Annotated in this window: 24 protein-coding genes and 1 other RNA gene; 14 read left to right on the top strand and 11 right to left on the bottom strand. The window is 33.0% G+C overall.

Translation table 11 applies throughout. The features are described 5' to 3' along the window. Positions 1-40: 40 nt before the first annotated feature. Entirely contained in the window at positions 41-1,213 is a 1,173-nt protein-coding gene (locus tag H601_RS0105260) for a proline dehydrogenase family protein (protein ID WP_026710532.1), read from the bottom strand. A 128-nt stretch (positions 1,214-1,341) separates the two neighbouring features. Next, positions 1,342-1,824, bottom strand: coding sequence for a hypothetical protein (locus H601_RS0105255; protein WP_026710531.1), 483 nt, complete (start codon positions 1,822-1,824; stop codon positions 1,342-1,344). Positions 1,825-2,010: 186 nt separating this feature from the next. Here H601_RS0105255 and aroB point away from each other — a divergent pair, with 186 nt between their 5' ends. From aroB to H601_RS0105230, 5 genes are all read left to right on the top strand, one after another. Continuing rightward, complete coding sequence (gene aroB / locus H601_RS0105250; protein ID WP_026710530.1) at positions 2,011-3,078, top strand: 3-dehydroquinate synthase; 1,068 nt, start codon at positions 2,011-2,013, stop codon at positions 3,076-3,078. Positions 3,079-3,135: 57 nt separating this feature from the next. Continuing rightward, entirely contained in the window at positions 3,136-3,315 is a 180-nt protein-coding gene (locus H601_RS0105245; protein ID WP_026710529.1) for a hypothetical protein, read from the top strand. A 56-nt stretch (positions 3,316-3,371) separates the two neighbouring features. Further along, a complete protein-coding gene (locus tag H601_RS0105240) occupies positions 3,372-4,772 on the top strand; it encodes an arginine decarboxylase (RefSeq protein WP_026710528.1) in 1,401 nt (466 codons plus the stop codon). Positions 4,773-4,858: 86 nt separating this feature from the next. Continuing rightward, the gene (locus H601_RS0105235) at positions 4,859-5,833 is read left to right on the top strand and encodes a deoxyhypusine synthase family protein (protein WP_026710527.1); all 975 of its coding nucleotides are present in this window, start codon (positions 4,859-4,861) and stop codon (positions 5,831-5,833) included. Positions 5,834-5,844: 11 nt separating this feature from the next. Beyond that, a complete protein-coding gene (locus tag H601_RS0105230; protein ID WP_026710526.1) occupies positions 5,845-6,291 on the top strand; it encodes a hypothetical protein in 447 nt (148 codons plus the stop codon). 29 nt (positions 6,292-6,320) lie between these two features. Here H601_RS0105230 and H601_RS0105225 read toward each other — a convergent pair whose 3' ends face one another. From H601_RS0105225 to H601_RS0105210, 4 genes are all read right to left on the bottom strand, one after another. Beyond that, complete coding sequence (locus H601_RS0105225; protein WP_026710525.1) at positions 6,321-6,836, bottom strand: DinB family protein; 516 nt, start codon at positions 6,834-6,836, stop codon at positions 6,321-6,323. A 28-nt stretch (positions 6,837-6,864) separates the two neighbouring features. Continuing rightward, the gene (locus H601_RS0105220; protein WP_026710524.1) at positions 6,865-9,432 is read right to left on the bottom strand and encodes a phosphoenolpyruvate carboxylase; all 2,568 of its coding nucleotides are present in this window, start codon (positions 9,430-9,432) and stop codon (positions 6,865-6,867) included. A gap of 98 nt (positions 9,433-9,530) precedes the next feature. Next, a complete protein-coding gene (locus tag H601_RS0105215) occupies positions 9,531-10,010 on the bottom strand; it encodes an Lrp/AsnC family transcriptional regulator (RefSeq protein ID WP_026710523.1) in 480 nt (159 codons plus the stop codon). Positions 10,011-10,093: 83 nt separating this feature from the next. After that, entirely contained in the window at positions 10,094-11,248 is a 1,155-nt protein-coding gene (locus H601_RS0105210) for a M14 family metallopeptidase (protein WP_026710522.1), read from the bottom strand. A gap of 280 nt (positions 11,249-11,528) precedes the next feature. Between H601_RS0105210 and H601_RS0105205 the strand changes: the two genes are divergently transcribed. Next, the gene (locus tag H601_RS0105205) at positions 11,529-11,933 is read left to right on the top strand and encodes a helix-turn-helix domain-containing protein (RefSeq protein ID WP_026710521.1); all 405 of its coding nucleotides are present in this window, start codon (positions 11,529-11,531) and stop codon (positions 11,931-11,933) included. A gap of 55 nt (positions 11,934-11,988) precedes the next feature. On the opposite strand, the gene H601_RS0105200 is transcribed toward H601_RS0105205, so the two are convergent. Continuing rightward, complete coding sequence (locus H601_RS0105200) at positions 11,989-12,993, bottom strand: hypothetical protein (protein ID WP_026710520.1); 1,005 nt, start codon at positions 12,991-12,993, stop codon at positions 11,989-11,991. Between the two features lie 74 nt (positions 12,994-13,067). Beyond that, positions 13,068-13,622 carry a 1-acyl-sn-glycerol-3-phosphate acyltransferase gene (locus H601_RS0105195; RefSeq protein WP_026710519.1) on the bottom strand — a complete coding sequence of 185 codons (555 nt, stop codon included), beginning with the start codon at positions 13,620-13,622 and terminating at the stop codon, positions 13,068-13,070. A gap of 56 nt (positions 13,623-13,678) precedes the next feature. Between H601_RS0105195 and H601_RS0105190 the strand changes: the two genes are divergently transcribed. Together H601_RS0105190 and H601_RS0105185 are read left to right on the top strand one after the other, a co-directional pair. Further along, complete coding sequence (locus tag H601_RS0105190; RefSeq protein ID WP_026710518.1) at positions 13,679-14,341, top strand: spermidine synthase; 663 nt, start codon at positions 13,679-13,681, stop codon at positions 14,339-14,341. Positions 14,342-14,410: 69 nt separating this feature from the next. Beyond that, on the top strand, positions 14,411-15,367 hold the full coding sequence (locus H601_RS0105185; protein WP_169628250.1) for an endo alpha-1,4 polygalactosaminidase: 957 nt from the start codon (positions 14,411-14,413) through the stop codon (positions 15,365-15,367). Here the strand turns inward: H601_RS0105185 and kdsB are convergent. Both kdsB and H601_RS0105175 read right to left on the bottom strand, forming a co-directional pair. Continuing rightward, a complete protein-coding gene (gene kdsB / locus H601_RS0105180; protein WP_026710516.1) occupies positions 15,364-16,089 on the bottom strand; it encodes a 3-deoxy-manno-octulosonate cytidylyltransferase in 726 nt (241 codons plus the stop codon). The two genes, H601_RS0105185 and kdsB, sit on opposite strands and share 4 nt — an antisense overlap. A gap of 81 nt (positions 16,090-16,170) precedes the next feature. Next, complete coding sequence (locus H601_RS0105175) at positions 16,171-17,607, bottom strand: ATP-dependent DNA helicase (protein ID WP_026710515.1); 1,437 nt, start codon at positions 17,605-17,607, stop codon at positions 16,171-16,173. Positions 17,608-17,724: 117 nt separating this feature from the next. On the opposite strand from H601_RS0105175, the gene H601_RS0105170 reads away from it, so the two are divergent. The 3 genes from H601_RS0105170 to rsmD are packed head-to-tail and all read left to right on the top strand — an operon-like array spanning position 17,725 to position 19,842. After that, the gene (locus H601_RS0105170; protein WP_051220664.1) at positions 17,725-18,486 is read left to right on the top strand and encodes a hypothetical protein; all 762 of its coding nucleotides are present in this window, start codon (positions 17,725-17,727) and stop codon (positions 18,484-18,486) included. Next, positions 18,470-19,291 carry a DUF3822 family protein gene (locus H601_RS0105165; RefSeq protein ID WP_026710513.1) on the top strand — a complete coding sequence of 274 codons (822 nt, stop codon included), beginning with the start codon at positions 18,470-18,472 and terminating at the stop codon, positions 19,289-19,291. Before H601_RS0105170 ends, H601_RS0105165 begins: the two co-directional genes overlap by 17 nt. Continuing rightward, on the top strand, positions 19,288-19,842 hold the full coding sequence (gene rsmD, locus H601_RS0105160) for a 16S rRNA (guanine(966)-N(2))-methyltransferase RsmD (protein WP_026710512.1): 555 nt from the start codon (positions 19,288-19,290) through the stop codon (positions 19,840-19,842). Before H601_RS0105165 ends, rsmD begins: the two co-directional genes overlap by 4 nt. Positions 19,843-19,971: 129 nt before the next feature. Here rsmD and rnpB read toward each other — a convergent pair. Then, positions 19,972-20,339: RNase P RNA component class A (rnpB, locus tag H601_RS16075), an RNA gene on the bottom strand. 450 nt (positions 20,340-20,789) lie between these two features. Between rnpB and H601_RS0105150 the strand changes: the two genes are divergently transcribed. The 3 genes from H601_RS0105150 (at position 20,790) to H601_RS0105135 (ending at position 22,594) form a co-directional block, all read left to right on the top strand. Then, positions 20,790-21,071 (top strand): hypothetical protein, encoded by a 282-nt coding sequence (locus H601_RS0105150; protein WP_026710511.1) that lies wholly within the window; start codon positions 20,790-20,792, stop codon positions 21,069-21,071. 47 nt (positions 21,072-21,118) lie between these two features. Continuing rightward, complete coding sequence (locus tag H601_RS16065) at positions 21,119-21,865, top strand: GLPGLI family protein (protein WP_026710510.1); 747 nt, start codon at positions 21,119-21,121, stop codon at positions 21,863-21,865. Between the two features lie 468 nt (positions 21,866-22,333). After that, on the top strand, positions 22,334-22,594 hold the full coding sequence (locus H601_RS0105135; protein ID WP_156900346.1) for a hypothetical protein: 261 nt from the start codon (positions 22,334-22,336) through the stop codon (positions 22,592-22,594). Positions 22,595-22,634 lie beyond the last annotated feature (40 nt).

The raw sequence follows: 22,634 nt of genomic DNA, 5'->3' as shown, positions 1-22,634 counted from the left end.
TCACAAAAAAACACAGCCTAGAAACTGTGTTTTTTTTTATTTAATCTTGTATTTTTCTTCTTTCTCTTTCCTTCTTAATCAACATCAATTCCCGACTCGTTTGTCCAGCTACGGAGGTATTTTCTTCTGCTCGGCGAATTAAGTACGGCATCACATCACGCACCGGCCCGAAAGGTAAATATTTGGCTACATTATACCCATTCGCAGCTAAATTAAAGCTAATGTTATCGCTCATACCATATAATTGACCGAACCAAATGCGTTGGTCGTTGGGAGCAATTCCTTTGGTTTTCATCAACTCCATTAATTTATAGGAACTCAATTCATTGTGCGTTCCCGCAAATATGGCCATTCTATCGATGTTATCAATCATATAGGAAACTGTAGCATCATAATTATCGTCTGAGGCTTGTTTAGAAGCACAAATTGGTGTGGGATATCCCATTTCTTCAGCCCGTTTGTTTTCTTTTTCCATGTAAGCACCGCGAACGAGTTTCATACCAATATAAAATCCTTCTGCTGTAGCTTCTTGGTGAATTTTTTTCAAATAGTCTAAGCGATCCCAGCGGTACAATTGCAGGGTATTGAATACAATAGGTTTTTGTTTGTTGTATTTTTTCATCATGGTCAAAGCCAAATCATCGGCAGCATCTTGCATCCAGCTTTCTTCTCCATCAATTAACAGAGGCACATCATTTTCAAACGCTTTTTGGCATACTTCTTCATAGCGAGCCACAACCCTATTCCATTCTGTTTGTTCTGACTCAGTTAACGCTTCTTTATTTCCTACTTTTTCATACAAAGCAAATCGACCAAAACCGGTAGGTTTGAACACCGCAAACGGAATCGAAGCTTTATCTTTTGCAAAATCGATAATTTTTAACGTTTTAGTCAAAGCAGCATCAAACTGAGCCTCTTCCTCTTTGCCTTCTACAGAATAATCTAAAACTGAACACACTTTTTTGGTGTACATTTTTTCCATTACCGGTAGGCAATCATCTTCGCTTACTCCACCACAAAAATGATCAAAAACCGAAGCTCTAATTAATCCTTCTACAGGTAAATGAGCTTTAAGGGCAAAGTTCGTAACAGCTGTTCCGATGCGAACAAGTGGCTCACTATCAATCATTTTGAACAAAAAATAAGCTCTATCTAATTCTGTATCACTTTTTAAAGAAAAGGCAATTTGTGTATTATCGAATATTTTTTCCATATTTTATTGAAAATAATGTAGCAAAGATAAGTAGTTTTTGAGATTTTTTTAAATATCATTCCTTTAAAAAAAGCATAAAAAAAGAGCTGTCAATTTGACAACTCTTTTCCTGATTTTATTTATTAATTTTATTTTGAAGCTACGAAAGAACCGTTTGTCACTTCAACAACTGTACCATCGCCATTCGATCCTGAGAAGCTAAAAGTACCTTTTACTAAAGTAGCAGTAACTTCCGTGATGGTCATTGTACCGGATGTTGCAGTCATATCAACATCTGTTACACCATTGGTATATCGAGCACCATAACTTTCAACATTCGAAGGTTCATCTGTAATGTCATAAGTTCCTACTGCAGGAGTTAGTGGCATATACAACACAATTTGAAAAGGTTGGTCTTCTAGTAACACGTTATAATTAATTGTTTTTGCTAACGAATTAATTGTCTCAGGGTCTGGATTATTATACGTTGTTCCTCCAGTTGTAAATTTGATAAACAAGTCAGAAGGATTGTTTGAATTGTTGTTTGAATCATTATCACTACTACATGCGATATTGAACATCAAACCTACCATTAGTAAAGAAGCTGCTAAAAACTTAATTGTACTTTTCATTATAATATTTTAAAATTTCGGCAAATGTAGTTAATTAGAAATGAATACATTCCAACTTTAAGAGAACTTTTTCATATAAATATTCTTATATTTCTTCTAGTTATAATCTGACTTCAATTATATCATAGGCAATCCAATTATTTTCACTTATTTTGCAATAGAAAGACAATTTAAATTATCGCTCCCATGCATCCAATCTCAGCCGGAAATCATACTATATATTTTAATGAAGAAGTGTATTCCTTTTTGGAGACATTTATACATGAAAAAAGGTATTCCACTGTTTTCATTTTGGTTGATTCCAATACCAGTGAACACTGTTTAACGTATTTCTTGTCATCTCTTGTTGTTGAAATTCCTTTTGAAATTATTGAGTTAGAACCGGGTGAAGAACATAAAACCATCTCTACATGTGTGGAAGTTTGGCAAACGTTAATTGAGTTGGGTGCCGACCGAAAAACCTTACTCATCAATTTGGGTGGTGGAGTTGTTACTGATTTAGGTGGATTTGTGGCTTCTACGTTCAAGCGTGGAATTGATTTTATCAATGTGCCCACTTCATTACTAGGTATGGTAGATGCGGCGATAGGAGGAAAAAACGGCGTTGATTTGGGACCGTTAAAAAACCAAATCGGAGTGATTAATGCTCCACAAGCTGTTTTGATAGACACTGATTTTTTGTCTACTTTACCCAGCAATCAAATGCGTTCCGGATTAGCCGAAATGCTGAAACACGGATTAATTTATGATCAAAACTACTGGGAAAAATTTAACGATTTAAGTCAATTGGATTATTCCGATTTGGATGAATTGATTTATCGTTCAATTGAAATCAAAAACCTAATAGTACAGCAAGACCCAACCGAAAACGGCATTCGAAAAGCGTTAAATTTTGGACATACGCTGGGTCATGCTATCGAAAGTTATTTTCTGGAAAGTGAAGAAAAAAATTCGCTTTTGCATGGCGAAGCCATTGCCGCCGGTATGGTATTAGAAGCCTATCTTTCTTTCGAAAAACAATTACTGACTTGGGAAGATTACACAGAAATCAAAACATTCCTTTTATCACTTTATGAACCGCTAGTGTTTACTGAAAAAGACATTGAAATAATTCTAAACTATTTGATTCACGATAAAAAAAATGAATACGGAAAAATTCAATTTGCTTTGTTAGACGGAATTGGCGGAATAAGTTTAAATCAATATTTTGAAAATCAGCAAATTATATCCGCTTTTGACGATTATAAAAAGTAACATTTTTTTTAAGTTTTGGTTTGGAATTGGCTCATTTTATTTTTTACATTTGTCCCTATGAAAAACATCCAAACTAAAAAGAGTTTTGAAGCCTGTCATCCTTGTGATAATGAGTCTTTTCATCGGTTTTTGAAAAATTCCGTTTCGGCTACAACTTTTTTACCTTTTGAATGTACTGAAAGTACCTATCGTTTTCATGAAAAATTGCCGATTATTTTCGCTAATATCAGAGTTTGAAAAGCAGATTAATGATGGTATCAATTATTTTTTAATCTAATTTTTTAAACAAACGAATGAATACTAAATATTACGACTTAATCAATCAGACTTTTTATTTTCCACAAGAAGAATTTACGTTAAATAAAGATAATTTACAGTTTCATCAAATTGACTTGATGAAATTAGTAGAGCAATATGGTACGCCTTTGAAGTTTACTTATTTGCCACAAATTACCAACAACATCAATCGTGCTAAAGGCTGGTTTAGAAAAGCCATGGAAAAAAACAAGTACGATGCCAAATATTATTATTGCTATTGTACTAAAAGTTCTCATTTCAGTTTCATCATGAATGAGGCATTTAAAAACAATATTCATATTGAAACTTCTTCTGCTTTTGACATTAATATTGTTGAAAATTTAATGGCTGAAGGAAAAATCAATAAAAACACGTATGTGGTTTGTAATGGTTTTAAAAGGGAACAATATATTGACAATATCGCTCGATTAATCAATAACGGTCACAATAAAACCATACCGGTAATTGACAATTTTGAGGAATTGGATTTACTTCAGGAAAAAATTGACGGAAAGTTCAAAATCGGCATTCGCATTGCGGCAGAGGAAGAACCAAAATTTGAGTTTTATACTTCCCGTTTAGGAATTGGTTATAAAAACATTGTTCCATTTTACCGCAAGCAAATTGAAGAAAACAAAAAAGTGGAGCTTAAAATGTTGCACTTTTTTATCAATACCGGTATTCGCGACACGGCCTATTACTGGAATGAGTTGTTGAAATGTATGAAAGTATATGTTTCATTGAAAAAGGAATGTCCAACGCTAGACAGTTTGAACATTGGCGGTGGCTTCCCAATTAAAAATTCATTAGCATTTGAATATGATTATCAATATATGATTGACGAAATCATCAATCAAATCAAAATTTCCTGTGAAGAAGCGGAAGTAGATGTGCCAAATATTTTCACTGAATTTGGATCTTTTACAGTAGGAGAAAGCGGAGGAGCGATTTATCAAGTGTTATATCAAAAACAACAAAACGATCGTGAAAAATGGAATATGATTGATTCCTCATTCATCACCACTTTACCGGATACGTGGGCCATCAATAAACGTTTTGTAATGTTAGCCATCAACCGTTGGAATGATACCTATGAGCGGGTTTTACTTGGTGGTTTGACGTGTGATAGCGACGATTATTACAATTCTGAGCAAAACATGAACGCCGTTTATTTACCAAAATATAACAAAGAAAAGCCGTTGTACATTGGTTTTTTCAACACCGGAGCGTATCAGGAAACCATTGGCGGTTTTGGCGGTTTACACCACTGTTTGATTCCGCAACCTAAACATATTTTGATTGATCGGGATGAGAATGGAATTATTGCCACTGAGGTATTTTCTGAGCAGCAAAATGCAGATGATGTACTATCCATTTTAGGGTACAATAAAAAATAACAAAATTCAACAAAAAGAGTTTTTCGTTTCAGAAAAATAGTTTTTCTTTGAAGCGGGTTACGAAATAATAATTTTATACGAACAAAATGAGTAAAGGACCTATCAGTCAATTTATTGAAAAACATTATCTTCACTTTAATGCCGCCGCTTTGGTTGACGCAGCCAAAGGGTATGAGCAACATTTGCTTGAAAACGGAAAAATGATGATTACTCTTGCCGGTGCAATGAGTACCGCTGAGTTGGGAAAATCATTAGCGGAAATGATCCGTCAAGATAAAGTACACATTATATCGTGTACCGGAGCAAACCTTGAAGAAGACATCATGAATTTGGTCGCTCACAACTCGTACAAAAGAGTACCCAACTACCGCGATTTAAGTCCGCAAGAAGAATGGGATTTATTAGAAAATCATTATAACAGAGTTACGGATACTTGTATTCCAGAGGAAGAAGCCTTCCGCAGATTACAATCGCATTTATATGACATTTGGAACAATGCTGATTCAAAAGGGGAACGTTATTTTCCGCATGAATTCATGTACCAAATGATTAATTCAGGTGTATTAGAGCAATATTACGAAATTGACCCAAGAGACTCTTGGATGGTTGCAGCGGCAGAAAAAAACCTTCCTATTGTTGTACCCGGTTGGGAGGACAGCACGATGGGTAACATTTTTGCTTCGTATTGCATCAAAGGAACATTTAAACCAACAACCATGAAAAGTGGTGTAGAATATATGATGTGGTTGGCTGATTGGTACACTAAAAATTGTTCCGGAAAAGGAGTTGGATTTTTCCAAATTGGTGGTGGAATTGCAGGTGATTTCCCTATTTGTGTGGTTCCAATGTTGTATCAAGATATGGAAATGCACGATGTACCCTTTTGGAGCTATTTTTGCCAAATTTCAGACTCTACCACAAGTTATGGTTCTTATTCAGGAGCAGTTCCGAATGAGAAAATCACTTGGGGTAAATTAGACATCACCACTCCCAAATTTATTGTAGAATCAGATGCTACCATTGTAGCCCCCTTAATCTTTGCTTACTTACTTGATTTATAACAGATTTTTTTATGAGAAGAATTATTGTTGACTATGCTAAACTAACGAATGACATTTTATCCTTATTGGTAGAAAAGTTTCCAGAAGGATATGAAGATTCCGATATTATCCGTTTCAAAAACGCTCAAAATGAGTTGATTGAAGCTGTTGAAGTGCGAACTGAGGATACTATTTACTTGGTAAAAGTCAGTAAAAAATTAGCTACCCGAATTGAAAACTTTGAAGAAGATGATGATTTGGATGTAGAAGTTGAAACAATTGCACCGGTAAAAGGTTTAGACCTTGATGAAGATATTGATGAAGTAGATGTAGATGAAGAAGACGATGATGCTCCTTCTGATGATGATGCTGAAATTGATTTATTAAAAGATGCCGGCGGTTCTGACGACGATGATGACGATGATGATGATTTTGATGAAGAACCTTCAGATGAAGACGAAGACGAAGACGAATATTAAGATAAAAAGGAGCAAATTGCTCCTTTTTTTTATAGATACCGCTCTCTAATCACCTTTTGGTGATGCATTTGATGCCCAATCGTTATAAATCCGATGGCTCGAACTGAAACCGGTTTTTCTGATGCTGTACCGGTTTGGAGTAATTGCTCATCTGAAAAGGTTTTAAAAAGCAAATAAGTTGTTTTCCGAATCAATTTAAATTCTTCCATCAATTCAGAAAGTGTTCGTTGGTTGGCAAATGCGGCATCAACATAGTCGTTTTCTTCAAATCCCGGTAATGGAGTTTGGTCTTTTCGTGCGATTCGCAAAGCCCGATAAGCAAAAATTCGTTCCGCGTCTATCAAGTGTTGAACAATATCTTTGATGGTCCATTTTCCTTCGGCATAGCGATACTCGTGCTTTTCAGTTGGTATTTGAAGAATGAATGCATCAAAATCCTGCATGGAATTTTCTAAACCCTCAAGCAAGTCAACTTCGTCAACCGCTTTGATGTAATCGGCATAAAACGGTGCAAATTCGTTGGGTTGTAATTGAGATGGTTTCATTTTAATAATTTTAGATTTTTTACTTTCACTACGCCGAATTTCGACTTGCATTTATGTTACCAAACAAGGAACGGGTGACTAATTTTTCATATACTTCTAACAAATCCGGTTCGCTTCTCCCCTTTTTGATTTCGTTGATTTTGATTAAGGCATATTGTTGAATGGTCAATAAGGGCAACACAATTTGTTCTCTAATTTCAATAGATGCTTTTCCATCCGGATAATTTTCCATTAATTCCAGATAACCGGATAATTTGAGTAACAATCGTTTGGTTTCCAAAAATTCATCATAGATAATTTGCCAAAATTCACCAAACTCTTCATCCTTTCGCATATAAGCCGTTAAAGGGAAAAATGATTTGCATAACGCCATCATACTGTTTTCAATAAGCGTTTTAAAAAACAAGGAGTTTTTATATAAATCGACTACTTTATTCCATTGATTGGTTTGTTCAAAATGCTGTAAAGCCGTTCCTACACCAAAAAAACCAGGCACGTTTTGCTTGAGTTGACTCCACGAACCCACGAACGGAATTGCTCTTAATTCTTCAAACACGAGTTGTTCACTTTTGTTTCGTTTAGAAGGACGGCTGCCAATATTTGTCTTTGCATAATAATTCAGTGTACTCATTTTTTCCAAATAAGGAATAAATTTGGGATGCTGCTTAAATTGTAAATACTTTTCATAACTCAACTCCGATAATTGTTCAACAACCGCTCTATCTTGATCAGAAAGTTGGTTATTCCCTTTGCTGAACAATTGATTGGTAGCACCGGCACTTAATAAATTTTCGAGGTTATATCGACATGCATCTAACGTTCCAAAATTAGAACTAATGGTTTGACCTTGTACCGTAACTTGAATTTGGTTATTTTCAATTGAAGGCCCTAATGAAGCATAAAATTGATGTGTTTTACCACCACCTCTTGCCGGCGGACCACCTCTACCGTCAAAAAAGAGTACTTTTATACCGTATTTTCTTGACATGATTGTTAGTGATTCTTTTGCTTTATAAATGCTCCAATTGGCCATTAAATAGCCTCCATCTTTTGTGCCATCAGAAAAACCAAGCATAACCGTTTGCACATTATTTCTGGATGCCAAGTGTTTTTTGTAGGTGATATTGGCATACAATTGTTCCATGATTACATCGGCATGCTGCAAATCATCTACTGATTCAAATAAAGGCACGATATCAACTGTTGGATTTTGCCAACCACACAAATGGAACATCGACAAGGTTTCCATCACATTCAGAGCACTTTCATTGTTGCTGATAATGTAGCGATTGCTTCCTAATTCTCCATTTTTTTGTTGAATCGTTTTCATGGCATGAATGGAACCAATGGTCGATTTTGTCATTTCATTTTCCACCTCGTTTTCAGTCAGATTTCCACTTAAATGGGATAAAATTTCGATTTTTTCAGTATCTGATAATGAGACATAATTTGGAGGAAAAACGTCCATTTTTTGAACAATTTCTTCAAAAACGTTTCGGTGAATTTTACTGTTTTGACGAATATCCAATGTAGCAAAATGAAAACCAAATGCCGCTAATTTATTCAATAACAAATCAATTTCATCCAGATAAAGCGATTGATGGTGTTCAATTACTCGCTTTTTGATTTCTTGTAAAGTTTCTTCAAAGGCTTGAATGGTAATAAATATTTCTCCTTGCGAATAAAACACGGAGCGATATAGTTTATGTTCAACTTCAGCCAAAAGCGTGTCAACACCTTTAAATGTCAACTTTCTTTTCAATTTCCGAATGTCAATATAATAACATTTTAAAATAGAAGTCCTTAGTCGATCAGCCACTTTTAGGGTAATTTCAGTCGTCACAAATGGGTTTCCATCTCTATCCCCACCCGGCCAAAACCCGAGATTGACAATCGATTTTGGCATTTGGTGGTTTTTATAAATGTTTTTATGCAAATACTGAAGCATATCTCCAATGGTAGAATAAAACACATTTTCTAAATACCAAATCAAGCTGACTGCTTCGTCAAATGGAGTTGGTTTTTCTTTTTTGATGAAAGGTGTTTTGCCCAATTGAGCCAATAATTCTTTGATTTGAACCAGATTATTCACCCGAATCGCTTCTGTTAAATCCGTAATGATTCCCAAAACCGAACCCGGATAAAACTGTGTAGGATGAGCGGTTAGCACCGTTCTAACTTGAAAATCATTCAAAAACCGCACTAATTCTTGGTTTTTTGACCGCTGATCTGCTTTTTCTTTCATATCGCGAATCGAACCTCTCCCTTCCATATTGTTGACAATCGGAAAAGCGGCATCTTCTATCGCATCGAACAACACAATTTGACGTTCGACATATTGAATAAAACGAAACATCAAATCCAGTTTATCTTGCTCGCTTGGATTTTCAAGGTATTTTGTTGCAAATGTTTCAACAATTTCTTTTGGGCTTAACGTATTTTTAAACCCATTTTCACACACTTCTGCAAAAAGAGGAAGAAGAACACCTGTATTATCAATTTCATCAAATGGCAACGTAATAAATACACTATTGAACAGTTTGTATTTGAGCCAAACATGTTGATTGAATCGTTCTATTTTAGGAAGTGAGTACATTTTTTTGTTTACTAATTTACGATTTTAATTGTAAGCTTACAAAAACGACATAAAAAAACCCTCTCGTTGCGGAGAGGGCTATATTTTCATGTTTCAAATTACATGTTTTTGAAAATCGTGTGCATCAAACGTTTTTTATCGTTGATACTTTCTTCCAAAGAAATCATTGTTTCAGTACGATAAACTCCTTCAATATCATCAATCATAAAGATGACATCTTTTGCATGTTTAGTATCTTTTGCTCTGATTTTACAGAAGATATTGAATTTACCGGTTGTAACATGTGCAACAGTTACGTATGGAATATCATTAATTCTTTCTAAAACAAACTTAGTTTGAGAAGTATTGTTCAAAAATACTCCCACATAAGCGATAAATGAATAACCTAATTTTTCATAATCCAAGGTCAATGAAGAACCCATAATTATTCCTGCATCTTCCATTTTTTTCACACGTACGTGAACTGTTCCGGCAGAAATCAATAATTTTTTTGCGATATCTGTAAAAGGAACTCTTGTGTTATCAATTAACATGTCAAGAATTTGATGATCCACTTCATCTAAACGAAACTTACTCATGGTTTTGTGTTTGTATTAATACTAGTTTACCTCGATTTGCTTTACAAAAGAAATACATTTAATTCAATAAAAAAACGAATTTGTTATTTTTTTAATAAACCATTAACAAATACTTTATTCTTTCCTAAAGAAAAATTCGCTTTTTTGCCATTAATCGGAAAATTACCTTCATCATCTTTAAATAGCTCTTCTTGTGCATCATACTCTAAATGACCAAAAAAATCATCCAAATCTCCAACACTTGCAATGTAGCCTATGAAAATTACATCATCTCCGACAATTTCTTCTTTAAATTGCACTGCAAAATTGGTAATTAATTTTGAATTTTCATAATTAATTTTGACATTTCTATAAACAAAATCGAAAAAACAGACATTATTTTGAGGAATTTTCAAATAATTGTCAGTTTTGTTATCAACTATATCGTTTTCGTAAAGTAGATCAATTGCCTTCAACAAACTCACAAATATCCATTTTCGGGTTTCTTCTCTATGGTAATCATTTTGAAAATGTCCAGCTTCAAACAAAACCGTTGGCACACCTAGTTGCTGAAACGTATCTCCAACGCAATTTCGATTATACCCATCATCAAAACGACCTATTTGACTTGGAATATACTTTTGAAGCTCTTCTACAATGCCTGCAATTAAATTAATTGCTTTTTGACGTACATCATTAATGGCTCTTTCTTCATTAAATGAAGGAGCTAAAAAGGAAACGGTAGCCGGGGAATTTGTCTTCCCAGCACCAAAGATGGTGCGTTGATCATGTAAATTAAAACAAAAATCCGGTTTTACTTCCTCAAACAATTGAAACAATAATTGACTTTCAGGTTGCGACAATTGAAGAAAATCACGGTTTAAATCTACTCTATTGGCATTTTCACGTGTGTAAAGTTCTGCACCATCCGGATTCAGTATTGGAACAAAAATGAAAGTAAATGTTTTTTTCCAATCAAGCACTTCTTTAGTGTCGCTTTCTAAAAAATTAAAAAGGTCGAATAACGCTTTTGTAGTGGTACTTTCGTTTCCATGCATTTGTGACCAAAAAAGTAATTTGATTTTTCCTGAACCAACTTTGTACATATAAATTGGTTTTTGCAAAACAGAATAACCCAAAACAGTCAACTCATTTTTGATGGAAAAATGTTGAAGCAGTTTCTCAATTTTTGACAACGTGATATAACGACCCGAAAGCGAATTTTCTTTATAGGTTTCAAAACAAAAAAGGTAATTCATACTGTATAATTAGTACAACAAAAGTAAACATCTTTATCGTAACAATTGTAAACAGCTTTCTTTTGTTATTTTTATTACTTTTGTAAACAAATTTTTTATATACAATTCACATAAATACATTTTAAATACTATATAATTAATTTCCAAATATTTATATATATTTACATAAAGTGATAATTTATAAAAATTATTTAATTATAAAGCTAATTACATTTGTAACACTATTCAAATCACAAAAAATAATTACATTTGTAAACGACATAGAACAGCAAAAAAAAACATGCAAGAAGGAAACGATTTTGTAGAAAAACTTGAAAAAATATTAGCTTATTTTCAGTTGAGTGCTTCCGCATTTGCCGATAAAATTGGTGTGCAACGTTCAAGTCTTTCTCATCTCCTATCCGGAAGAAACAAACCCAGTTTAGAGTTTGCTATTAAAGTGACAGAAACTTTTCCTGAAGTTGATTTATATTGGTTTTTGATGAATAAAGGTTCGTTTCCGAAATCAATTAACTCTACACCTGTTAACAGTTCAATTGAAAAGAACAATTCAAAACCGGAAGAAAAAAGTAACACTAACGAACCAAAAAGTTTTTTTGCACCGTCATCAACCTCTGAAAACATTGAGAAAATCATTGTTTTTTACACTAATGGAACTTTCACTACGCATCATCCAAAAAAATGAAAGCCTTCACTCTGAAGAGCAAAGGCTTTCGAACCAATAAAACAAACACAAAAAACTATTTTCTATATAAAAAAACAGCTGTACATCCCGGCTCTACTCTATTCATCATTGGAGCATAGTCACCGCTTGTAGTTGGCACCATATAAGAAAGCAGTCTTCCGCCACCATTGGCACGTTCAGCTACATATATCATTTTTGTTACGTTATCATACGCTACATCCACCGGATTACCCAACATTGAATTTGGTCCGTAAATGCGGATTTGTTTATCCATCATTATTGTTCCGTTATTTACTGTTGCATTGAATACATTAGAAAAGTTTTTGATGATTACTAATCCACCATCTACATCAGAAGCAGCAGCAGCAACATCAGATAAAACCATCACATCTTCCACAGAAGAATAGGCAATACCATGCGTTCTAATCAATCCTTCTATTGTAACTCTTTTGTTAGGTGTAATTGCTCCAGAATTATTTGATAATAAGTTATTAAACACAACCAAATCACTTGTTAAATCTACAATTGCATATAAAGAAGTACCGTCAAATTGAATTCCCCAAAGTTTAAAATCTACATCAAACGTTTTTTGCAATTGCAATCCGGAAGCCATTCTTTCATACACAAACAATTTGTTCATGTTGCTATTTGAAGCTGCTTGGTCTTGTGCCACCACAATCATATTGCCTGAAGCAGCAATTTCTCTGGCATTGGTGAAGTCGGCTGTGCTCATTCCTGTTAATGTTAATGCACTTGCATTGTTCATGTATTCTTGTTTGAAGTTTCCATATACTTCTAAACGATTATTAGAACGAGAAGCTTGAATTAATTGATCTGAACCCGGATGATAATATATTCCGTCAGCATCAGTAGAATTAACCATAAATTGTTTAACAACCGGTGTTGCGGGAAGTAAATCCGTTACAGAAACCATTCCTGATGTATTACTTGAAGTAAACAACATTAATTCTTTTACTGTTTGTTTGTTATCATCATCACTACATGACAATAATACAGCTGAGCTCATCAAAAGAGATGCAAATAAAAAACTTTTTTTCATCGTATAAAATTTTAAGTGTTATGAAGTCACTTACGATAAAAAAAAGAATGTGGTTTTAAAAAAAGTAAAAAAAATTAATTTACCTCAAAACTGTATTGAGGAATCTTTCCTATTACTCCTTTATAAAAAGCTTGTAAAACTTTCGAATCTTGCTCATAATTTCCTGTTGGACAAAATGGATTTCCTAATTTCACTTCCTTTTTACCATAATCAAAAGCCACCGGAATAATTGGAACTTTAGCTTCAAGTGAAATATAATAAAATCCTGTCTTCCATTCATTTACTTTTTTTCTCGTTCCTTCAGGAGCAATGGCTAAACGAAAAACTTTTTTATTTTTGAATATGGCTGCAATAGCTTCTACTCTATTTAATCCGCCGGTGCGATCAAGGGGTTCGCCGCCCATCCAACGAAAATAATAACCGAATGGAAAGCGAAACAATTCTTTTTTCCCCACAAAATTCATTTCTAAACCAACGATTCCTCTAGTAAAAATACCCAAATAAAAGTCATGCCAGCTTGTATGAGGAACCACAATCATCACACATTTTTTGGTGCTCTCTTCAATTGTTCCACTAATTTTCCAACCCATCAGTTTAAAAAAGATGAATTGATAAAGTGCTTTTTTCATGCTAAAAATATTTTAGTAAAAATACGATTAATCCCTTATTTTTGAAAAAAAATGGCATGCTAAAAAAAATCATCAGTTACTTCTATCCTATTCCGATACACAAAACAACCTCTGAAATCAGTAAGTCGTTGGAAGTAACGATGGTAAATGGTGAAATTGTTTTGGACAGCAAAAATACCAATTATTCCTATGGAAGTTTACAGCGTATTTTAAGAAAAGGGCTCAAACATATTGGTTTTGAAAACATTCTTCCCATGCAACACATCTTGGTTTTAGGTGTAGCCGGTGGAAGCGTAATCAAAACATTGACAGATGAAATTGGTTATAAAGGAAAAATAACCGGAATTGAGTTAGATGAGAAAGTAATTGACCTTGCCAACACTTATTTTGGATTAAATAAGATTGAAAACTTACAACTGATTCATCATGAAGCCTTTGAATTTGTATTGAGAACCAAAAAAACCTATGATTTAATTATTATTGACATTTTTCAAGACACAACAATGCCCGATTTTTTATTTGAACCTTTTTTTCAAAATAGGTTAATTGAAATAATGAATTCAAATGGTTATATTTTGTTTAATACGATGCTGTTGAATCCAAATGACAATGAACGGAATAAAAAATACCATTCTTATTTTGACGTAAATAAATTCACTATCAGCACCTTACCGCGTGTTGAAGAACATAATGAGCTAATCATAGTTCAGAAAAAATAGGCTTTGGCAAGCTTTTTGAAAGTTCGGAATTCAATAAAAATGAATATCTTAGCCGACTCTATCAGAAACATGAAAAAAATATATCTAATTTTAAGCATACTGCTCGCAATGGCATTTTTATACAGCTTTGAACAAGAAGATTCAGAAAAAGAATCTGCCAAAGCCGGGAAGAAAATGCAGGATTTTGTCATTAACCTTTCCAGGTATGCTCGAAAATTTGATCCTAATTTTATTGTTATTCCACAAAATGGCTCTGAATTAGCTTTTCAAAACGTGCAACCGGATAAACCATTATGTCAAAATTACTTGAATGCAATTGACGGGATTGCGATTGAGGAGTTGTTTTATGATGAAAAAGGAAAAGCTGATGACTACCGAATTAACAATTTGAAAAAAATTGTAGGTCAAAAAAAAGTGATTGTTTCAGAGTTTATTAAAGAACCTAATGATCATAATCAAATCATTCAGCTGAATCAGGAAGCCGGTTTTGTGCCTTTTATTCGCTCCGCAGAAAATTATCATTACCATCTAATTCCTGAGAAAATCATCAATGAAAACGAAAATGATATCACAAAATTGAGTGACGTTCAAAATTTTTTATACTTGATTAATGCGGATGATTTTGATACCAAAAATGAACTGATTGAAAAAGTTTCCAACACCAATTTTGACCTTATTTTAATCGATTTATATTATTTAAGCTTTCCTTATTCCAAAAAAGAAATTGAAAAGCTACAAACGAAGAAAAACGGCAAAAAAAGACTGGTGATTTGCTACCTCAACATTGGTGCAGCAGAAAATTGGCGAAATTATTGGCAATCTGATTGGAAATTAGGTAACCCAAAATGGTTAAAAAAGAACTACAAAGGCTATGACAATGAAATTTATGTCCAATTTTGGGAACCGGCTTGGCAAAAAATCATTTTTGGAAATGACGATTCTTATTTGAAAAAAATTGTGGATGCCGGTTTTGATGGCGTTTTCCTAGACAACGTCGAAGCGTATTATGCTTTGTATCACAATTAAAGCATTAATCGGGCTTTTTCTAAATCTTCCGGCGTATCAATTCCGATGCCTACGTGAGTAGTTTCTACCATTTTGATTTTTTTACCATATTCCAAATAGCGAAGTTGTTCCAATTTTTCGGAAGCTTCCAAGGATTGCATCGGTAAACGATAAAAATCCATCAAAGCCGCTTTTCTAAACGCATAAATTCCAATGTGTTGAAAATAACGAACACCTACGTTTTTTTCTCTTGGATAAGGAATTACAGAACGGGAAAAATATAACGCTAAGCCATTTTGATCCACAATCACTTTCACGTTATTTGGATTTTCAATGGCTTCCCAATCGGTAATTTCACGCATAAGAGAAGCTAAATCTACTTTTTTCTCCAAATCATTTTTGAAGACTTCAATTACTTTTTGCAATGGTTCTTTATTGATAAACGGTTCATCGCCTTGTACATTTACCACCACATCTACGTCTAAGTTCTCGATTGCTTCCGCTATTCGGTCACTCCCACTTTCATGCTCTTTGATGCTCATTATGGATTTTCCACCGTTTTTTTCAATTTCTTTAAAAATGAGGTCGGAATCGGTCACTACAAAAACATCGTCAAATAACTGTGTATTTACTGCTGCTTCAAACGTTCGTAAAATGACTGTTTTTCCACCTAAATCTTGCATTAATTTGGCCGGAAAACGTGTGGAAGCATAACGAGCAGGAATAACAGCAATAATTTTCATAATGAAACTTAATTTTAGATTACAAATGTAGTTTTAAACTTTTTAAAGTCGGGAAAGATGCAACTGAATTTTTTTCAAACATCAATCTTCATGAGCTTCCATAAAAAACTCCTCTTTAAAACCGATTAAATACAATTTTTCTTTCGCTCTGGTAACGGCTGTGTACAACCACCGAATATAATCGCGATTGATACCGTCCGGCAAGTAAGGTTGTTCAACAAAAACGGTATTCCATTGTCCACCTTGTGATTTATGACACGTAATCGCGTAGGAAAATTTAACCTGAAGAGCATTAAAAAATTCGTTTTCCTTCACTTTTTGTACCTGTTTATATTTTGGCCCTTCATTTTCATAATCTTTCAATACTTCTTGATACAATATATTGGATTCTTCATAGGTTAACGAAGGTGATTCGCTCATAACGGTATCCAAAAGTAAAATAGTTTCAAACGGTTTTTGTTGCGGATAATCCACCATTCTAATTTTTACTTTGGCAAATTTGAATCCGTATAGATCAACTATTTTATGAATTTCAAGTACTTCAATAATATCGCCATTGGCAATAAATCCGGCTTCATCGGTTTCTTTTAACCAAAAATAATTGTTTTTGACCACCATCATAAAATCTCCAGCCGACAAATCACTTTCTCGAAATAAAATACGGTTTCTGATTTGCTGGTTATATTGATTCGCCCGTTTATTGGTTCGCACGATAAAGGCGGTTTCTTCCATTCCATCGTTGCTGTAAGCCGTATTAATGGCGTCTTGAATATCATAACCATCAGACAATCGTACAATATCCTTAAACCCATTTACATTGAATTGAAATGTATCGATAAAATGTTCTTTCAACGTTTCTCGAAGTAAAGTAGCATTAAATAAAATTCCTGAATTTTCTTCTTGCCGCATGACTTCATCCAATTCCAGATGAATTACTTCTTTGTGATAATACGCCAGAAGCGTTGCAACATCCAACGCCGGACTCATTTCCATTTGAACCGGTGGCAACTGTGCGGTATCACCTAAAAAAAGGATTTTACAATTTTCACCTGAATACACATAATGCATTAAATCATCTAGTAAAGAACTGGATTCCATTGTTTTGATGTCAGTGTTGGTATCTGAAATCATAGAACTTTCATCGACAATAAAAAGGGTGTTTTTGTGTTTATTAATTTGTCGGGTAAACGAAACGCCACCACCCTGATTTTTTTTTGGAAAATATATTTTTTTATGAATGGTAAAAGCCGGTTTTCCGGAATAATTAGCTATAACTTTTGCCGCACGACCGGTTGGAGCAAGAAGAACATATTTTTTATTGACCAAACTCAAATTTTCGACCAACGTAGAAATTAATGTGGTTTTTCCTGTTCCTGCGAATCCTTTTAGCACAAAAAGATCATTTTGTTGAGGATTAGTGACAAAGTCGGCAATCTTTTCAAAAAAGATAAGTTGCTTTACAGTCGGATTAAATTGGAATGATTTTTGTAAAATACTGTAAAACAGAGATGAATTCATTGTCAAAAGTTAGGAAAATATTAAAATTCAAATATACTGATGAATTTTGTGCGAAATGCTTTTGAGAAAAAAAAAAAATTGTAGATTTGCCTTAACTGAAATTAAAAAAAATAAAAGATGATAACATTAGTTATAATTATTGTAGTACTAGCCTTAGCTGTGTTTGGAACAGTTAAATTAATTGATAAATCTACTAATCGTTCATTAAAAATTGGACTTTCTGTTGCGTTGTGGGCCATTTCAATTGTTTTTGCCTATTTAATTTATCAATCCATTCAAGCTCCAATTGAATTTGACAAATTAAAAGAAAAAAGATACCAAGTTGCGGTTAATAAATTTTTAGACATTAAAGCTGCACAATTAGCTTATAAAGCAGTTAATGGGAAATACACTGCTAATTTAGATTCTTTAATTCAATTTATCGAAAACGAAAAATTCACTATTATTGAAAGAAGAGATACATCAATTATTGATGTTGATAAAAACAGAGCATACGGATTAACCGTTGATGCGAGTGGAACAGGTGGTTATTTTAAAGATATTGTTGTAACTAAAGAATTAGGGAAAGTAAGTATCAAAGATTCATTATTTAAAGGTTCAGACCGTTATAAAAGATTGAACATTGTAAAGGTTGGTGATATTGAAACGAAAATCGAATTAAAAGCCGGTTTTATTCAACGTGAAGAGTTAAAAATTCCTGTTTTTGAAGCTAAATTAGATAAATCTACCTTATTAACTGATCAAGATCCAAATCTAGTTGCTAAAGAGAAAAAAGTGGTTTCAGTTGATGGAATCAATGGTGAATTTATCATTTTAGGTTCTATGGAAGAAGTAAGCATGTCAGGTAACTGGCCAAAAAAATATGGTAATAACGAATAATTCACTTACCGAAAAAAGCTATAAAAAGTTGTCCATTCAGGTTGCACTGAATGGGCTTTCTTTTTGTTGTCGGGACTTACTATCCGGACAAATTACTTCATTCAAGCAAGTTGACTTTTCATCTTTCCCAAAAAATTATACGATTGAAAATGCCCTTTGGAAATCCATTTTAGATTATCCAGAATTAACCCGTTCCTACGATTCCATTGTTGTATTGCACGAAAACGATTTGAGCACATTTGTACCTAAACCCTTATTTGATGCAGATTACAAAGGCAGTTATCTTCAATTCAACACCAAAGTTTTTGAAACCGATTTTTTTGCAACCGATGAAATCGAGCAAAGCGAAATGATTAATGTTTATGTGCCGTATGTGCATGTAAACAACTATCTAATCGACCAATTTGGTTCGTTTGAATACAATCACTTCAGCACTATTTTAGTTTCTAAACTGCTTGATTATTCAAAAAATCAAGAATCACCTCAATTATTTGTGCATGTTGCCAAAGAACATTTTGAAATTGTAGTGGTTCAAAATCAAAAATTACTGTTGTATAATTCTTTTCAATACAAGAATGCTGATGACTTTTTGTATTATTTATTGTTTACGGCTGAACAGCTTCATTTGAATCCTGAAACGTTTAAATTATTCTTTCTAGGGGATTGTACAATCGAAAATGAATTGTATCAAAAAGCCTATCAATACGTACGAAACACCCAAATGATGGAAGTGAGCGAAATACAAAAATCCAATTCGTTTTCAGCGGAAGAAAACAGAAAACATTTTATTTTATTTCATTCGTGAGAATCATATCCGGAAAATACAAAGGTCGCCGACTTTCTCCTCCCAAAAATCTGCCTGTTCGTCCAACCACTGACATGAGCAAAGAAGCCTTATTTAATATACTGAACAATCACTTTAATTTTGCAGAATTATCAGTGTTGGATTTATTTGCCGGTACCGGAAACATCAGTTTTGAATTTGCTTCCAGAGGAAGTGAGCCAATTGTTTCGGTTGATGCTGTTTATGGTTGTGTGTCCTTTATCAAAAAAACGGCAACTGAATTTGATTTCAATATTACTGCTTTAAAAAGTGATGTCTTTAGCTTTTTAGCCAAAACAAAAGGTAATTATGACATAGTTTTTGCCGATCCACCTTATGGTATGGAACAAAAAGAATTTGAAAAAGTAGTTTCACTCGTTTTTGAAAATGAACTGTTAGCTGAAGAAGGAATGTTGATTGTAGAACATTCCAAGCATACCAAATTAGAGCAATTACATCACTATTCTTTTCAAAAAAATTACGGTGGCTCAGTTTTTTCATTTTTTGAATGGGAAACTGATGAAGAGGATTAACGAATGTTGATTAACGAATGTTGAACAACCCATTGCCACTTACCCATTACCTATCACCCATTACCTATCACCCATTACCTATCACCCATTACCCATTACCTATCACCTATCACCCATTACCCATCACCAAAAAAAAGCAGACCTGTAAGCCGGATTCTGTATTCGCCGAAGCGAACCCTTATCATTTATCTGGTTCAACAGTTACCCATTGAATCGAGCTGCCTACCCTTCAACATCGAACGAGTAGCCCTTATCCGCCAAAGCGGAACGTTGATATACATGGCATTTCACCGCATAGAGTTTACCTGATTTCACTACAGCCGAACTGTACATCCTTTCTGTTGCACTGGTCCTTCTCGTCTTTCAACGAGCGACGGGCGTTACCCGTTATGCTACTCTGTGGTGTCCGGACTTTCCTCTTTATTCTGAACTTGATTCAGAATCTATAAATAGATGTTGAAACAAGTTCAACATAAAGCGATAAGGCGGTCTGCGGTGCAAAAGTAAACTTTATAATTCATAATCGTATAAAATCAAGAAGATTAACTAATGCTTCGTTATGAACGTAGCTTTTTATCATGTACAGAAACTAAAATAAATTGAGCACATAACAAAATAAGAAAATTTTAAAACAACATTTCATTTTTACAACAGTTGTCTTTTCAATTTTTATTTTTCCAATTTTTTTACGCTTAATATTATTAAATACAATTTTAAAAAAGATAATATTCATCGTCAAAAGACTATATAAAATTATTTTGTAAGACTTCATTTTATATATACTGATTTTCAATTGTTTAATTGTTTAACACAAACCTATTTCTACTACCATTAAAGTTAAATAATTGTTAATTTATAAGAAAAAGTTGTAAGAATCATTTTTTTTTTGGCACTTTTATAACGGTTAACCAAAAAATTAGTTTTAACTTTAAATTTTAAAAAAATTTATGTTTAGTGCTATCGCAATGATGGCGTTTTCGGTGAGTTCTTTTGCAGAAACAAATTTTGTTGAGAAAAAAGAATTAAAAAATGAATCAATATCTGAATTTCAAGAGAATCTCATTGCAACTTCCTGGGGATTAGATAGATGTACAATACTATATGTTTCAACATACAATAGTGCAATTGCACAGGGATTTAATTCAACCCAAGCTGGTAGAATAGCTACTGCAGCTTTTAATGAATGTGCTTTAATTGAAAATCCTGGTCCAGGAGATAGACAAGAATAATAACAAAAGCAACCTCAGATATGAGGTTGCTTAAATTAATTTTAGTTATGAAAAATATTTTTATATACTTAATACTTTTAATCAATTTTAACTGCCTTGCTCAAGTTAAAAAAATAATAGTTGATTATACCTTGTATTTTGCTGAACCTAACAACTTGACTAATAACGAAAGGGATAAAATAATGAAAGGGATTTATAAAAAAAATGGATTGATAACTTATAAACTATATGTAAATGATAGTATAAGTTATTTTGTTGATAATGAAGGTTTAAATTCTAGCGACTTACTTACTTCACTTGCCACAAACAAATCACTCTATGATACTCCCATTTTTTCTGATCTATCAAAAAAAAAAATATATTATTCAAATTCAACAAATTTTATCTTTTTTAAAAAAAATCAATATCTAATAGAACATCCAGTAGTTTCGAATTGGTCAATTTCTTCTGAAAATAAAATAATTGACAACAAAGTATGTTACAAAGCAACTTCAATCGACAATTATTATTTTCATACTAAAGATAAAAAGATAGAATTTGAAATTACTGCGTGGTTTTGTCCTGAAATTCCAGTAAGTGCTGGGCCAGTATTTTTCAATAACTTACCAGGTTTAATTTTAGAGATTTCTTATTTAGATGTCCGTTTGTATGCAACAAGAATTGAGTTCATCGAAACTGAAAAATTCATAAAAAAACCAGAAGGAAAAACAATAGTTAATTATGAGGAGTATGTCATTTTAGAGGCAAATAAGATAGAAGAAATGACAAAACAAATTAATTCAAAAAAAAATTAACTCGTAAAAATTTAAATAAAGTCAGTATCTATCTGATGGTTTAATCTTATACCAAGACTATTTAATCATTAAATGAAAATTACAAGTATTTTTTTTTTATTAATAACTAAATTTATTTTCTCCCAATCATTATCGGGAACAGTTTCCGATACCCTCAACAATCCTCTCGAAAATGCCAACGTAATTGCTAAACCCTTACAAGAAAAAGCAAATTTAAAATCATAATAATAGCAAATAAGAACGTCATATATTTAGAATCTTAAATTATTTTGTAAGATATAATTTTTTTATACTGATTTTCAAATGAATAAATATTTAACAAAAATCTATTTGTACTACTATTAAAGTTAAATAATTGTTAATTTATAAGAAAAAGTTGTAAGAATCATTTTTTTTTTTTTTGCACTTTTATGTCGGTTAACCAAAAAATTAGTTTTAACTTTAAATTTTAAAAAAATGAAAAAATTTATGATTAGTGCTATCGCAATGATGGCGTTTTCGGTGAGTAGTATGGGGAATACTATTTTTATTGACGAGAATATTAATACGGTAGTTCTTGAAGAATCAGAAATTCAAAAAGACAACAGTAATGAAGGATGTTTTTTGAGAGGTATAGCCACTTACTATCAATCATTAACTGCTGGGCATACTGAGGAGGAGGCTATAATTTATATGAATATTTCCGAAGCTATTTGTTTAGGTTGGACATTGGCTGATGTTAGATTATAACTAAATTGTGGGCTTAAATTTAAGCCCACAATTAAATTTT

The sequence above is a fragment of the Flavobacterium filum DSM 17961 genome, assembly GCF_000425465.1.
Taxonomy (GTDB): Bacteria; Bacteroidota; Bacteroidia; order Flavobacteriales; family Flavobacteriaceae; genus Flavobacterium; species Flavobacterium filum.
This window is presented reverse-complemented; position numbering and strand designations above follow the sequence as displayed.